Raw genomic sequence first — 13,492 nt, 5'->3', positions numbered from 1 at the left:
ACCCTCCGGCGCGGCGTGCGAACGCCGTGCCGGAGCCGCTCCACCGATCGTGCCGCCACCGGCGGCCTGCCGTCATGAAGTTCTCCCTGCCCGACCTCCAAGACCCCGTCCTCGCCGCGCGCGTCCAGCACCGGCTCGACCAGAAGACCAAACCCCAGGGCTCGCTCGGCCGCATCGAGGCGCTGGCGCTGCAGATGGCGCTGGTGCAGGGACGCGAGAACCCGCGGCTGGAAGCACCGCAGCTGGTGATCTTCGCCGGCGACCACGGCATCGCCGCGCAGGGCGTCTCGGCCTTCCCGCAGGAAGTCACCGTGCAGATGGTGCACAACATGCTGGCCGGCGGCGCCGCGATCTCGGTGCTGGCGCGCCAGCACGGCCTGGCGCTGACCATCCTGGACTGCGGCGTGAAGACCGACTTCGCGCCGGCGCCCGGCCTGGCCGCGGCCAAGTGCTGCCACGGCAGCGCCGACAGCACGCTGGCGCCCGCGCTCACCGAGTCGCAGTGCGAAGCCGCGATCGCCAACGGCGCCGCCTTCGTGCGCGACCTGCCGGGCAACGTGCTGCTGCTGGGCGAGATGGGCATCGCCAACACCTCGCCGGCGGCGCTGCTGATGGCGCGTCTCACCGGCCTGTCGATCGAGCAGTGCGCCGGCCGCGGCACCGGGCTGGCCCCGGACGGCGTCGCGCACAAGGTCGCGGTGCTGCAGCGGGCGCTCGAGCGCCACGCCGACGCGACGGCGCCGCTGGCGGCGCTGGCCGCGCTCGGCGGCCCCGAGATCGCGACCATGGTCGGCGCGGTGCTGCAGGCTGCGGCGCTGCGCCGCCTGGTCGTCGTCGACGGTTTCATCACGACCTCGGCGGTGGCGGTGGCGGCGGCGCTGGAGCCGCGTGTGCTCGACGCCTGCGTGTTCTCGCACGGCTCGGCCGAGAACGGCCACGGCCGCTGGCTGTCGCTGCTGGGCGTGCGCCCGCTCGTCGACCTGGGCCTGCGCCTGGGCGAGGGTTCGGGTGCGGCACTGGCTTGGCCGCTGATCAAGTCGGGCGAGCTGATCCTCGAGCAGATGGCCAGCTTCGAATCGGCGCAGGTCAGCAGTGCTGCATGAGCTGAGGCTGTTCTTCGTCGCGCTGCAGTTCCTGACGCGCGTGCCGGTGCCGGCCTGGGTGGGCTGGCGGCCGGAGCTGATGCACGCCAGCTCGCGCTACTACCCGGCGGTCGGGCTGGTGGTCGGCGGCTTCGGCACCGCGGTGCTGTGGTTCGCCGCGCCGCTGTGGCCGGCGCCGGTGGCGGTCGGGCTGTCCATGCTGGCCACCGTCTGGATGACCGGCGCCTTCCACGAGGACGGCCTGGCCGACACCTGCGACGCGCTCGGCGGCGCCGTCAGCCGCGAGAAGGCGCTGGCGATCATGAAGGACTCGCGCATCGGCAGCTACGGCGCCTGCGGCCTGGTCGCGATGCTCGGTTTGAAGGCCGCGGCGCTGCACGGGCTGGCGACACGCGACTTCCTCGCGACCCTGGCCATCCTGCCGCTGGCGCACGCCTGGTCGCGTGCGGTGCCGGTGCTGCTGCTGCGGCTGCTGAGCTACGCCGGCGACCTGGAACACGCCAAGTCCAAACCGCTGGCGCAGCAGGCGAGCTGGGGCACGCTGGCCATCGTCGTGCTCTGGTGCGCGGCCGCCGGTGCCGCGGCGGTGCTGTGGCGGCTGGACCTGGCGCACACGACGGTGGCGGCGCTGGTCGTCGGCGCGGTGACGCTGCTGGCGGCGCGCTGGCTGTCCAAGCGCCTGGGCGGTTACACCGGCGACACGCTGGGCGCGGCCCAGCAGGTCGCCGAACTCGCGGTCTATCTCTGTTTCCTGGCGGGCATGCAGCATGGCTGAAGGCGCACAACTCTGGGCCTGGCGCCATCCGCGTGTGCTCGGCGCCGCCGGGCGCTGCCTGGGCCGTACCGACCTGCCGGTGGACCGGCGCCGCGCCAAACGCCTGGCGCACCGCATCCGCGCCGCGGCGCGGCGCCACGGCCTGCCGCACGAAGCCGTGGTGTCGCCGCTGGCGCGCTGCCGCGACGTCGGCCGCTGGCTGCGGCGCTGGGGCTGGCGCGTCGAGGTCGACGCACGCCTGGTCGAACTCGACTTCGGCACCTGGGACGGGCGGCTGTGGAGCGAGATCGCCTGGGAGGAGGTCGAACGCTGGCAGGACGAACTCTGGACCTACGCCCCGGGCGGCGGCGAGCCGCTGCAGGCGCTGGCCGCGCGGGTGCACGCCTGGGCCGGTGCGCAGCGCGGCGTGCGCCTGCTCGTCGGCCACGCCGGCTGGCTCAATACGCTGCGTTCGGTGCAGCCGGGCTGCAGCGCTTTCGCCGCACGCGACTGGCCGGCGCCGCCGCGCCACGGCGAGTGCGTCGTCTGGCGCGGCTGAAGCGGCGCCGGCTGCAGTTCGTCGCCGGCGCCCGGCGCTTCGTCGCAAGCGGCTCGCGGCACGCCGGGGTGCTGCCTAGAGTTCACTCCATCGACAACGTCACCCGATGGAGAAGCGAAATGAAAGACAGCATCGTCGCCCGTGCCGCCGCCTTCGGTCTGGCTGCCATGATGACCCTGGGCGTGCTGCAGAGCGTGGACTTCCTGGCCTCGCCCCAGGCCACTGCCGCGGCGCCGGTGATGGCCGCCGCCAGCCAGCCGGCCGCCTGAGCGTTCAGCGCTGGCGGACCACCAGTTCCGCGTAGCCCGTCGTCGCGTCGGGTTCGCGGCTGAAAGCCCAGTCGGGCAGCAGCGCCAGCAGCACTTCGGCCGTCGTGTGCACGACAGAGCCGTAGCCCAGGTGGCCGCCGAGCACGCGGCCCGCCGCATCCGAGACACTGGCATGCAGGTGCGAACCGCCGGGGCCCACGCTGCCGGCCAGCGTCAGCAGCTCGACACTGCCTGCGGGCGACACCGTCGCCTCGGCCCCGGCCAGGCGCAGCACCGCCGGCTGCAGGCTGCCGATGCCCTGCAGCACGAAACCCGCCTCGACGCCGTGGGCCGCGAGCGCCGCCTCCAGTTCACGCCGCAGGTCGGCACCGGGCACCAGCCGCAGCGGCAAGGTCTTCATGCCGCCGCCTCGGCCGCAGCCAGCCGCGCCAGCACCGCGTCGGCGACGGCGATCGGCTGCTCCATCGGCACCAGGTGGCTGCCGGCGATCCACTCGACCTGGCCGCGGCAGACGGCACGTGTCGCCGCCATGCCGACCTGGCGCACCTCGGCCGAGACCGTGCCGCCGACGAAGGCCACCGGGCAGCGCGGCGGATGCCGGCGCACGAGTTCGCCCAGGTGGTGCGGCAGCGTGTTGTAGAAGCGCGTCTCGACGTCGCGGTGGAAAGCCAGGCGCACACCACCGGCCGGGTCGGGTTCGGTGCCGCTGGCAACGTAGTCGGCGAGCACACGCGGGTCCCAGCGGGCGAACACCGACTTCTGCGCGAAATGCTGCAGCGTCGCCTCGGCCGTGGGCCAGTGCTGGCGCCGTGCCTGGGACACCTTGCCGGGCGAGATGCGGCCGATCAGCCGCGTCGCCTTGGCCACCTGCACGCTGTGTGCGCGCCAGCCGGCGAGCACCGGCGAGTCGAGCATCACGACACCGGCGGCGCTGTCGGGGCGTTTGCAGGCCGCCATCAGGCTCAGGTAGCCGCCCAGCGAATGGCCGACGAAGTGCACGCGCCGCCCGGGCGCCGCCTGTTCGACGAAGTCGAGCAGCTGCTGGCGGATGTGCGGCCAGTTGCCGGTGACGGGGTAGCGCGGGTCGTGGCCGTAACGCGGCACGGCCAGCACCTCGCGCCCGGCGGCACGCCAGTGCTCGAACAGCACGCGATAGGTCCCGGCCGGAAAGCCGTTGGCGTGCGAGAAGACGATGGGAAACTGCTGCGTGGCCATCTCCGGTTTCCGTGACGGGCGAATGATCGTCGACAAGCGGGGCGCGGACCAGGTCTCCGGCGGGACAGCTGAGCGACAGCGAGCCCGGATATCCCCCGCGGGGACAGGTCGCCACAGGCGACCAGGGGGAGCGGCGGTGTTAACGCGCCTGACCGGATCCGGGTCCCCCGGTCCGGTCAGGTAGCCCCCAGGGGGCGGCCGCCAGGCGGCCGGGGCTCACACTATCCGCTCACCGGGGTGGCTGATCTTGCGCATCGGCTCGTAACGCGCATGCCGGCTCAGCAGCGGGTGCGCGGCGTCGCCGCCGTCCCAGCGCGGGTCGTCTATCGACTCGAAAACCTCGCGCAGCCGCTGGCCCCAGGTGCTGCGGATCATGCGGAAGTACGGGTTGTGCTCGTCTATGCACACGTGGTCGGGCGCGGCGAGTGCCCCGGCGCGGTAGACCACAAGGTCCAGCGGCAGGCCGACCGAGAGGTTGGACTTCAGCGTCGAGTCCATCGACACCAGCGCGCACTTGGCGGCTTCGGCCAGCGGCGTTTCCGGTGTCAGCACGCGGTCCAGGATGGGCTTGCCGTACTTGCTCTCGCCGACCTGGAAGAAGCAGGTCTCGCGCGTGGCCTCGATGAAGTTGCCGGCCGAATAGACCAGGAACATGCGCATCGCCTCGCCGCGGATCTGGCCGCCGAAGATCATGCTGGCGTTGAAGTCGACGCCGGCAGCCTTCAGCGAGGGGCCGTCTTGCTGGTAGACGCGGCGCACCGCGCTGCCCAGCACACGCGTGGCGTCGAACATGCTGCGGGCGTTCCAGATCGTCAGCGGCTCCTCGTCGCCGTTGTCCAGCTTCTCGACCTGCAGGATCTCGCGCACGCTCTGGCTGATGCTCAGGTTGCCGGCCGACAGCATCACCATGAAGCGGTCGCCGGGGCGCTCGTAGATCATCATCTTGCGATAGGTGCTGATCTGGTCGAGGCCCGCGTTGGTGCGCGAGTCGGAGAGGAAGACGAGTCCGGCTTCGAGCCGGATGCCGACGCAGTAGGTCATGCCTGGGGGCGGGCGGGGTTGCCCGGGCAGCGGAAGAACGAGGCGCGAAGCGTAACAGCCCGTCGTGCGGCGCGCGCTTCCCCGCCGCCGGGGCGGCGGGGGGTGGCGTGCGGCGCCGTGACTTCGGCACGCGGCGCACCGCGCCCGGGTTTCAGCCCAGCAGCGCCTTCAGCTTGTAAAGCGCGTCCAGCGCCTCGCGCGGCGCCAGCCGGTCGGGGTCTATCGTCGCCAGTGCCGCTTCCACCGCCGAGGGCTCGGGCTGGGCCGCGGCCGGCGGCGCCGCGAACAGGTCGACCTGCGCCTGGCCGGCCTGGGCCTTGGCTTCCAGCGCCTCCAGCGTCGAGCGCGCCTGGCGGATCAGCGCCGCCGGCATGCCGGCCAGCCGCGCCACCTGCACGCCGTAGCTGCGGCTGGCCGGGCCGGGCTCGATCTGGTGCAGGAAGACGATGTCGTGGCCGCTCTCGACCGCGCCGACGTGCAGGTTCAGCGCCCGTTCGTGCCCGGCCGGGAACTCGGTCAGCTCGAAGTAGTGGGTCGCGAACAGCGTGAAGCTGCGGTTGCGGTCGTGCAGCTGGGTCGCGATGGCCGCGGCCAGCGCCAGGCCGTCGAAGGTGCTGGTGCCGCGGCCGATCTCGTCCATCAGCACCAGGCTGTGTTCGGTCGCGGTGTGCACGATGGCCGCGGCTTCGGTCATCTCCAGCATGAAGGTCGACTGGGCGTTGGCCAGGTCGTCGGCGGCGCCGATGCGGGTGTGGATCGCGTCGATGGGCCCGAGCCGGCAGGCGCTGGCCGGCACGTAGGAGCCCATCGCCGCCAGCAGCACGATCAGCGCCACCTGGCGCATGAAAGTGCTCTTGCCGCCCATGTTCGGGCCGGTGATGACGAGCAGCCGGGTCTTCGCGTCGAGCCGGCAGTGGTTGGCGATGAAGGGGCCGGCGCCGGTCTCGCGCAGCCGGGCCTCGACCACCGGATGGCGGCCGGCTTCGATCTCGATGCAGGGGTAGGGCACGAACTCGGGCCGGCACCAGCCCAGCGTCGTCGCACGTTCGGCCAGCGCCGCGAGCGCGTCCAGCGAAGCCAGCGCGCGCGCCAGCGCCGTCAGCACCGGCAGCTGCGGCTGCAGCGCGTCCAGCACCTGCTCGTAGAGCCACTTCTCGCGCGCGAGCGCCCGTTCCTGCGCCGACAGCGCCTTGTCCTCGAAGGCCTTCAGCTCGGGCGTGATGAAACGTTCGGCGTTCTTCAGCGTCTGGCGGCGCTGGTAGTCGGCCGGCACCTTGTCGCGGCCGGAACTCGTGACCTCGATGTAGAAGCCGTGCACCTTGTTGAACTGCACGCGCAGGTTGGTGATGCCGGTGCGAGCGCGCTCGCGCGCTTCCAGGTCGAGCAGGAAGGCGTCGCAGTTCTGGCTGATCGCGCGCAGCTCGTCGAGTTCGGCGTCGACCCCGGGCGCGATGACGCCGCCGTCGCGCAGCATCACCGCCGGCTCGTCGGCTATCGCCGACAGGATGTTGGCGAGCTGCTCGTCGGGTGACAGCGCCGCCTGCCACTCGGCCAGCAGCGCGCTGCCGGCCGGGGCCGCGGCACGCAGCGCCGGCAGGCCGGCGAGCGTGGCGCGCAGCCCGGCCAGTTCACGCGGGCGCACCTGGCGCAGCGCGACGCGGGCAGTGATGCGTTCGACGTCGCTGACGCCGCGCAGCGCTTCGCGCAGCGGCTCGAAACCCTCGCCGATCAGGCAGGCGATCGCGTCGTGGCGTGCACGCGCTTCGCTGCGCTCGCGCCGCGGGTGCGTCAGCCAGTGGCGCAGCCGGCGGCTGCCCATGCCGCTGCGGCAGCTGTCCAGCAGCGACAGCAGCGTCGGGCTGTCTTCGCCGCGCAGCGTCTGCACCAGTTCGAGGTTGCGGTGCGTCGCCGGCGGCAGTTCGAGCAGTTCGCTGGAGCGCGGCACCGCCACCGTGCGCAGATGCGCCAGCGCGCGGCCCTGGGTGTGCTCCGCGAAGCTCAGCAGCGCCGCAGCGGCGGCGTGCGCGACCTTCAGCTCCTGGGCGCCGAAGCCGGCCAGTGTCGCCACCTGCAACTGCTCGCGCAGCTTGCGTTCGCCCAGCGTGCTGTCGAACTGCCAGGCCGGGCGCGCGGTGCGGGCGCAGCTGGCCTGCGCCAGTGCCGCGGGCAGCCCTTCGCCGTCGTGCAGCAGTTCGGCCGGTTGCAGCCGCGCCAGCCAGGCGGCCAGTTCACGCTCGCTGCATTCGGTCAGGCCGAGTTCGCCGCTGGCCAGCCCCAGCCAGGCCAGGCCCCAGCTGTTGCGCTGGCGGTGCACCGCCAGCAGCAGCGTGTCGGAGCGTTCGGCCAGCAGTTCGTTGTCGGTGACCGTGCCCGGCGTGACGACACGCACCACCTTGCGCTCGACCGGGCCCTTGCTCGCGCCGACTTCGCCCACCTGCTCGGCGACCGCGACCGCCTGGCCGCACTTCAGCAGCCGCGCCAGGTAGCTGTCGACCGAATGCACCGGCACGCCGGCCATCACCACCGGCTCGCCGGCGCTCTGGCCGCGTGTCGTCAGCGTGATGTCCAGCAGCCGGTTGGCGAGCCGGGCGTCGTCGTAGAACAGCTCGTAGAAGTCGCCCATCCGGTAGAAGACGAGCGTGTCGGGGAACTCGGCCTTGATGCGCAGGTACTGCGCCATCATCGGCGTGTGCTCGGGGGCGTCGGGTTTGTTCATGCGGATCAAGGACTTATCGTTCTTCTGCAGGGCGCGGCGCGAAACCCCGGGATTGTCGACCATCTCGGCGTGCCGCCGGCGCGGCTCGGCGTCGCGATGGCGCTGCTGATCACCCGCGGCCTGGTGCGCCAGCTCGGCGGCGAGCCGAGCCGATGTGGTGCGCGTGGCCGGCGAGATCGCGCAAGGCAACCTGGCGGTACAGGTGCCGAAGGCCGAAGGCGACGTGGCCAGTGCGATGTCGGCCATCGGCGTGATGCGCGACCGTCTCGCCGAGATCGTGCAGAACGTGCGCCGCAACGTCGACAGCATGGCCACCGGCGCCGCCGAAATCGCCACCGGCAACGCTGACCTCAGCCAGCGCACCGAGATGCAGGCCAGCGCACTGGAGCAGACGGCGGCGACGATGGACGAACTGGGGTCCACCGTGCGCCAGAACGCCGAGAGCGCCGCCCGCGCCAACGGCCTGGCCCGGGACGCGAGCAACGTGGCGCGCGCTGGCGTCGAGGTCGTCGCCCGCGCCGTCGAGACGATGCGCGGCATCAGCGACAGCAGCAAGCGTATCGCTGACATCACCGGCGTCATCGACGGCATCGCCTTCCAGACCAACATCCTGGCGCTCGACGCTGCCGTCGAGGCGGCGCGTGCCGGCGAGCAGGGCCGCGGCTTTGCCGTCGTCGCCGGGGAGGTGCGCAGCCTGGCGCAGCGCGCGGCGGCTGCGGCACGCGAGATCAAGTGCTTGATCGCGAGCAGCGTCGAGCAGACCGAATCGGGCGCCGGACTGGTCGACCAGGCCGGCACGCGCATGCACGAGATCGTCGCCGCGCTCGTCGAGCAGAGCGCCGCGGCAGCGGCCAGCCTGCGTCAGCAGTCGGCCCAACTGGTGGAGTCGGTGGCGGTGTTCAGGCTCGAAAGCGGCAGCTGAGCGCCCGCCGCGTCAGTGGATGGACGCCAGGAACTGCTGCAGTTCGGGCGTGCGCGGCGCGGCGAACAGTTCGGCCGGCGGCCCCATTTCGTGCACCTGACCCTGGTGCATGAAGATCACGCGGTCGCTGACCTTGCGCGCGAAGCCCATCTCGTGCGTGACCATCAGCAGCGTCATGCCCTCCTGCGCCAGGCGCTCGACGACGTTGAGCACCTCGCCGACGAGTTCCGGGTCCAGCGCCGAGGTGATCTCGTCGCACAGCAGCACGCCGGGCTCCATCGCCAGCGCGCGCGCGATTGCCACGCGCTGCTGCTGGCCGCCTGAGAGCTGGTCCGGGAAGGCCGCGAACTTGTCGCCCAGCCCGACGCGCTCCAGCAGCTGGCGTGCGCGCGCCTCGAGCGCCGGGCCGCTGTCCTTCTTGACCAGGCCCGGCGCCAGCATCACGTTGCGGCCGACGTTCAGGTGCGGGAACAGGTTGAACTGCTGGAAGATCATGCCGACCTGGCGGCGCAGCTCGCGCATCGCCCGGGCGTCGTGATGCAGCAGCGGCTGGCCCTGAACCTGCAGTTCGCCGTTCTGGAAGGTCTCCAGCCCGTTGATGCAGCGCAGCAGCGTGCTCTTGCCCGAGCCGCTCTTGCCGATGATGGCGATGACCTCGCCGGGACTGACCTCGAGGTCGATGCCCTTGAGCACCTCGTTCGGGCCATAGGACTTGCGCAGCCCCCGGATGCTGACCGCCGGCGCGCTCGCCGTTTCAATGCTTGACATGCAGCTTGGCCTCGATGACGCGGGAGTAGTGGCTGATCGGGAAACAGAGCGCGAAGTACAGCAGCGCGACGCAGCCGTAGACCAGAAAGGGCTGGAAGGTGGCGTTGGTGATCATCGTGCCGGCCTTGGTCAGCTCGACGAAGCCGACGACCGACGCCAGCGCCGTGCCCTTGATGACCTGGACCAGGAAACCGACCGTCGGCGCGATCGCCAGCCGCCCGGCCTGCGGCAGCACGACGTGGCGCATCTGCTCCAGGTAGTTCAGCGCCAGGCTCTGCGCCGCTTCCCATTGGCCGCGCGGCACGGCCCGCACGCAGCCGTGCCAGATCTCGGTGAGGAAGGCGCTGGCGTAGAGCGTCAGCGCCAGCGCCGAGGCGAACCACGGCGAGGTGTCCAGCCCCAGCAGCGCCAGGCCGAAATAGGCCAGGAAGAGCTGCATCAGCAGCGGCGTGCCCTGGAACAGTTGGACGTAGGCGCGCACCGCCAGCTGCAGCCAGGGCCGGTCCAGCGAGCGCAGCAGCAGCAGCGCCAGGCCGACGAGGCCGCCGCCGACGAAGGCGATCAGCGACAGCGCCACCGTCCAGCGTGCCGCCAGCAGCAGGTTGCGCAGGATGTCCCAGAGGGTGAACTCGACCATGCGTGCCCCCGGCGCTCAGCGCCGGCCTCCGAACAGCAGGCGCCGGCCGATGCGGTCCAGCAGATGGCGCACCGCGACGGCCATCGCCAGGTACATCAGCGTGGCGACGATGAAGGCCTCGAAGGCGCGGAAGTTGCGGCTCTGGATGAGGTTGGCGGTGTAGCTGAGCTCCTCGGTGGCGATCTGGCCGCAGACCGCCGAACCCAGCATCACGATGATGATCTGCGAGACCATCGCCGGCCAGACGCGGCGCAGCGCCGGCGGCAGCACGACGTGCACGAAGGTCTGGGCGCGCGTGAGCGCCAGGCTCAGCGCCGCCTCGACCTGGCCGCGCGGCGTGGCGGCGATGCCGGCGCGCACGATCTCAGCGGCATAGGCGCCCAGGTTGAGCACCATCGCGATGACGCTGGACCACTCCGGCGTCAGCCGCAGGCCCAGCGCCGGCAGGCCGAAGAAGACGAAGAACAGCTGGACGATGAACGGCGTGTTGCGGATCAGCTCCACGTAGCCGCCCACCGCCCAGCGCAGCGGCGCCGCGCCCTCGGTGCGCGCCCAGGCGCAGGCGATGCCCAGCCCCACGCCGAGCACCGCCGACACCGCGGTCAGGCCCAGCGTCCACGCCGCGCCCTCGAGCAGCAGCGGCCAGTCGGCCAGGACGGCCAGGAAGTCGAACTCGACGGACATCGTGCGCTCGCGCTCGCGGGCCTTATTGCGGCAGGTTGCCCGCCGGGCGCTTCAGCCACTTCTGCGCCAGCTTGTCGAGCTCGCCGGCGGCCTTGGCCTGGGCGATGACCTCGTTGACCTTGGCGCGCAGCGCGTCTTCGCCCTTGGCGATGCCGATGTAGTTCGGGCTGTCCTTGAGCAGCAGCTTGTATTCGGCGCCGAGCTGCGGATTGCGCTGCATCAGCGTCTCGGCCACCGACACGCCGGTGGCGATGAGCTGGGTCTGGCGCGAGACGAAGGCCGAGACGGTGGCGTTGTTGTCCTCGAAGCGGCGGATGTCGGTGCCGGCCGGCGCCAGACGCGTCAGCTCCTGGTCCTCGATCGCGCCGCGCGTGACGGCGATGCTCTTGCCGGCCAGGTCCTGCAGCGAGGCGACGGCGATCGAACGCGGCGCGAAGACGCCCTGGAAGAACGGCGAGTAGGCGGCGCTGAAGTCGATCACCTTCTCGCGCTCGGGGTTCTTGCCCAGCGTCGAGATCACGAGGTCGGCCTTGCGGCTTTGCAGGTAGGCGATGCGGTTGGCGCTGGTCACCGGCACCAGCTCCAGCTTCACGCCGAGCCTCGCGGCGATGTAGCCGGCCATGTCGACGTCCAGGCCCTGGGGCTGCATGTCCACGCCGACGAAGCCGTAGGGCGGGAAGTCCGTCGGGATCGCGATCCGGATCTGGCGCGACTTCATCACGTTGTCCAGCGCCGATTGGGCCTGAGCGGTGCCGGCGATCGCGGCCATCGCGAGGCCCGCGGCCAGGCCGAGCAGGTGGCGTTTCGTGGTCTTCATAGAACGGCTCCCAGGTAGGTGGAGGGGGGTGAGGAATCGTCGTCGTCGTCCGGCGGGCGCTGCGCGCCGTGGCGCGGCACCCGGGCCGGCGCCACAGGCGCCAGCGCGGCGCGCAGTTCGGCCAGCGGGTCTTCGGGTGTGCTGTCCAGGCGCAGCGCCTGCTGCACGTTGCCGATGTGGCGGGCCATCAGCGTCTCGGCGCGCGCGCTGTCGCCGGCCTCCAGCGCCTGCACGATCTCGACGTGCTCGCCGCACGAGTGCGCGGCGTCGTGCGTGGACTGGTAGAGCATCGCGATCAGCGTCGTGCGCGCGGTGTAGTCGCGCAGCGTGTCGGCCAGCAGCTGGTTGCCCAGGCACTCGGCCAGGCAGACGTGGAACTCACCGAGCAGGTAGCTGCGCCGGCCGACGTCGTCCGATTCCAGCGAGGCCTGCTCGTCGCGGATGTGGCGCTTGAGCCTGTCGAGCTTGGCCGGCGTCATCGGCGCGGCGCTGCGGATCAGGCCGGTCTCGATGACGCGCCGGGCCTCGAAGGCCTCGCGGGCCTCGCTCTCCGAGGGCTGCACCACGTACCAGCCGCGGCGCGCGCTGACGGTGACGATGCCGCGCGCGGCCAGCTGCATCAGCGCCTCGCGTACCAGCGTGCGGCTGCAGTCGAAGAGCAGCGACAAGGCCTGCTCGCCCAGGCGGCTGCCCGGGGCGAGCTTCTGGGCCAGGATGGCCTGGACGATGCGGTCGGCGATCTCGCTGGAGTTCATGCGGAGGCGGCCGTCGATCGGCCGCCCGCCACCCAGCGAAGAACGTGCCAGCTGTCGACCTGGCTTGTATGCAAGGCCTGCGCATCAAGGACGTGCGCAGGCGCCCGCGGCCGGACCGGCGCGGGCGATTTGGTGCGGACTGGCGTCCGGTTCTGGTGCGGGGGCCCGGCGGCTTGGCCGCCGGAAATGGGGCGCCGACGGCGCCCGCGGATCAGACCGGCGCGTCGCCCGGCTTGGCCAGGTCAGCCTTGCGGATGCGCAGCGGGCGCTTCTTCTCGGCCGGCGCTGCCGGTGCCGCCGGTTCGGCGCCGGCGATGAAGGCCTCGGTCGCGTCCGGCTTCGCGCCGGTGTTCGCGGCCGGCGTGGCGGCTTCGGCGTCCTTGATGATGCGGGTGTAGGGCGCCAGGATCTGCACCAGCTGGCCGTAGACCTTCGGGTTGCCGGCGACGACTTCGCGCTGGTAGAGGAAGTCGGACTCGCCGGTGAAGTTGCCGATCAGGCCACCGGCCTCGGTGATGATCAGCGAGCCTGCGGCGATGTCCCAGGGGCTCAGGCCCGTCTCGAAGAAGCCGTCGTAGTAGCCGGCGGCGACGTAGCACAGGTCGAGCGCGGCAGCACCCGGGCGGCGCAGGCCGGCGCAGCTCTGCATCACCTCCTCGAACATCTTCACGTAGCGCTTGAAGTTGTCGCCCTTGCGGAACGGGAAGCCGGTGCCGACCAGCGAGTCCGACAGCCGCGTGCGCTTGGAGACGCGCAGCCGGCGGTCGTTGACGTAGGCACCGCGGCCGCGCGAGGCGTAGAACAGGTCGTTGCGCGTCGGGTCGTAGACCACGGCCTGCTGCACGACGCCGCGGTGCGCCAGCGCGATCGACACCGCGTAGACCGGGAAGCCGTGCAGGAAGTTGGTGGTGCCGTCCAGCGGGTCGATGATCCAGACGAACTCGCTGTCGCGCGAGCCGTGTTCGCGCCCCGACTCTTCGGCCAGGATGCCGTGGCCGGGGTAGGCGTCGAGCAGGGTCTCGATGATGGCCTGCTCGGCGGCGCGGTCGACCTCGGAGACGAAGTCGTTCGGGCCCTTGCTGCCGACCTTGAGCACGTCCAGATCCAGCGCCGCCCGGTTGATGATGGAGCCTGCCGCGCGGGCCGCCTTCACGGCGATGTTGAGCATGGGATGGATCGCGGTCGACATGGGCAGGCCTGTACGGTGGGAGTGGGGGCGGGGCGGGATGAAAGAGCGCTTGCGGCCCCGGTG

General features: G+C 71.8%; 14 protein-coding genes and 1 pseudogene. 5 read left to right on the top strand and 10 right to left on the bottom strand.

Annotated elements, in window-relative coordinates; genetic code table 11:
- Positions 1-74: 74 nt before the first annotated feature.
- The 4 genes from cobT (at position 75) to CKO43_RS01435 (ending at position 2,685) form a co-directional block, all read left to right on the top strand.
- On the top strand, positions 75-1,103 hold the full coding sequence (cobT, locus tag CKO43_RS01450) for a nicotinate-nucleotide--dimethylbenzimidazole phosphoribosyltransferase (protein ID WP_200226713.1): 1,029 nt from the start codon (positions 75-77) through the stop codon (positions 1,101-1,103).
- The gene (locus CKO43_RS01445; protein ID WP_200226712.1) at positions 1,093-1,878 is read left to right on the top strand and encodes an adenosylcobinamide-GDP ribazoletransferase; all 786 of its coding nucleotides are present in this window, start codon (positions 1,093-1,095) and stop codon (positions 1,876-1,878) included. The genes cobT and CKO43_RS01445 overlap by 11 nt, the downstream gene beginning before the upstream one ends.
- Entirely contained in the window at positions 1,871-2,416 is a 546-nt protein-coding gene (locus CKO43_RS01440) for a histidine phosphatase family protein (protein ID WP_200377658.1), read from the top strand. The genes CKO43_RS01445 and CKO43_RS01440 overlap by 8 nt, the downstream gene beginning before the upstream one ends.
- A gap of 119 nt (positions 2,417-2,535) precedes the next feature.
- Entirely contained in the window at positions 2,536-2,685 is a 150-nt protein-coding gene (locus CKO43_RS01435; RefSeq protein ID WP_200377657.1) for a hypothetical protein, read from the top strand.
- A gap of 4 nt (positions 2,686-2,689) precedes the next feature.
- Here the strand turns inward: CKO43_RS01435 and CKO43_RS01430 are convergent, their stop codons facing one another.
- The 4 genes from CKO43_RS01430 to mutS all read right to left on the bottom strand — a co-directional run bounded on the left by CKO43_RS01430 (position 2,690) and on the right by mutS (position 7,657).
- Positions 2,690-3,085, bottom strand: a complete 396-nt coding sequence (locus tag CKO43_RS01430; RefSeq protein WP_200226708.1) for a PPC domain-containing DNA-binding protein — start codon at positions 3,083-3,085, stop codon at positions 2,690-2,692.
- On the bottom strand, positions 3,082-3,900 hold the full coding sequence (locus CKO43_RS01425) for an alpha/beta hydrolase (RefSeq protein WP_200377656.1): 819 nt from the start codon (positions 3,898-3,900) through the stop codon (positions 3,082-3,084). Before CKO43_RS01425 ends, CKO43_RS01430 begins: the two co-directional genes overlap by 4 nt.
- A 216-nt stretch (positions 3,901-4,116) precedes the next feature.
- Positions 4,117-4,941, bottom strand: a complete 825-nt coding sequence (locus CKO43_RS01420; protein WP_200226705.1) for a proteasome-type protease — start codon at positions 4,939-4,941, stop codon at positions 4,117-4,119.
- Positions 4,942-5,092: 151 nt separating this feature from the next.
- Positions 5,093-7,657, bottom strand: coding sequence for a DNA mismatch repair protein MutS (gene mutS / locus CKO43_RS01415; protein WP_200377655.1), 2,565 nt, complete (start codon positions 7,655-7,657; stop codon positions 5,093-5,095).
- 148 nt (positions 7,658-7,805) lie between these two features.
- Between mutS and CKO43_RS01410 the strand changes: the two are divergent.
- Positions 7,806-8,579: pseudogene (locus CKO43_RS01410) on the top strand (methyl-accepting chemotaxis protein); the annotation flags it as partial.
- Between the two features lie 12 nt (positions 8,580-8,591).
- On the opposite strand, the gene CKO43_RS01405 reads toward CKO43_RS01410, so the two are convergent.
- The 6 genes from CKO43_RS01405 to CKO43_RS01380 form a co-directional block, all read right to left on the bottom strand.
- The gene (locus tag CKO43_RS01405) at positions 8,592-9,347 is read right to left on the bottom strand and encodes an amino acid ABC transporter ATP-binding protein (protein WP_200377654.1); all 756 of its coding nucleotides are present in this window, start codon (positions 9,345-9,347) and stop codon (positions 8,592-8,594) included.
- On the bottom strand, positions 9,334-9,984 hold the full coding sequence (locus tag CKO43_RS01400) for an amino acid ABC transporter permease (RefSeq protein WP_200232224.1): 651 nt from the start codon (positions 9,982-9,984) through the stop codon (positions 9,334-9,336). Before CKO43_RS01400 ends, CKO43_RS01405 begins: the two co-directional genes overlap by 14 nt.
- A gap of 15 nt (positions 9,985-9,999) precedes the next feature.
- Positions 10,000-10,668, bottom strand: a complete 669-nt coding sequence (locus CKO43_RS01395; protein WP_200232223.1) for an amino acid ABC transporter permease — start codon at positions 10,666-10,668, stop codon at positions 10,000-10,002.
- A 22-nt stretch (positions 10,669-10,690) separates the two neighbouring features.
- Positions 10,691-11,485, bottom strand: a complete 795-nt coding sequence (locus CKO43_RS01390) for a transporter substrate-binding domain-containing protein (RefSeq protein WP_200377653.1) — start codon at positions 11,483-11,485, stop codon at positions 10,691-10,693.
- On the bottom strand, positions 11,482-12,240 hold the full coding sequence (locus CKO43_RS01385) for a GntR family transcriptional regulator (protein ID WP_200232221.1): 759 nt from the start codon (positions 12,238-12,240) through the stop codon (positions 11,482-11,484). Before CKO43_RS01385 ends, CKO43_RS01390 begins: the two co-directional genes overlap by 4 nt.
- 211 nt (positions 12,241-12,451) lie before the next feature.
- Positions 12,452-13,429, bottom strand: a complete 978-nt coding sequence (locus tag CKO43_RS01380) for an inositol monophosphatase family protein (RefSeq protein WP_200232220.1) — start codon at positions 13,427-13,429, stop codon at positions 12,452-12,454.
- Positions 13,430-13,492 lie beyond the last annotated feature (63 nt).

Source organism: Rubrivivax gelatinosus (assembly GCF_016583785.1).
Taxonomy (GTDB): Bacteria; Pseudomonadota; Gammaproteobacteria; order Burkholderiales; family Burkholderiaceae_C; genus Rubrivivax; species Rubrivivax gelatinosus_B.
This window is presented reverse-complemented; position numbering and strand designations above follow the sequence as displayed.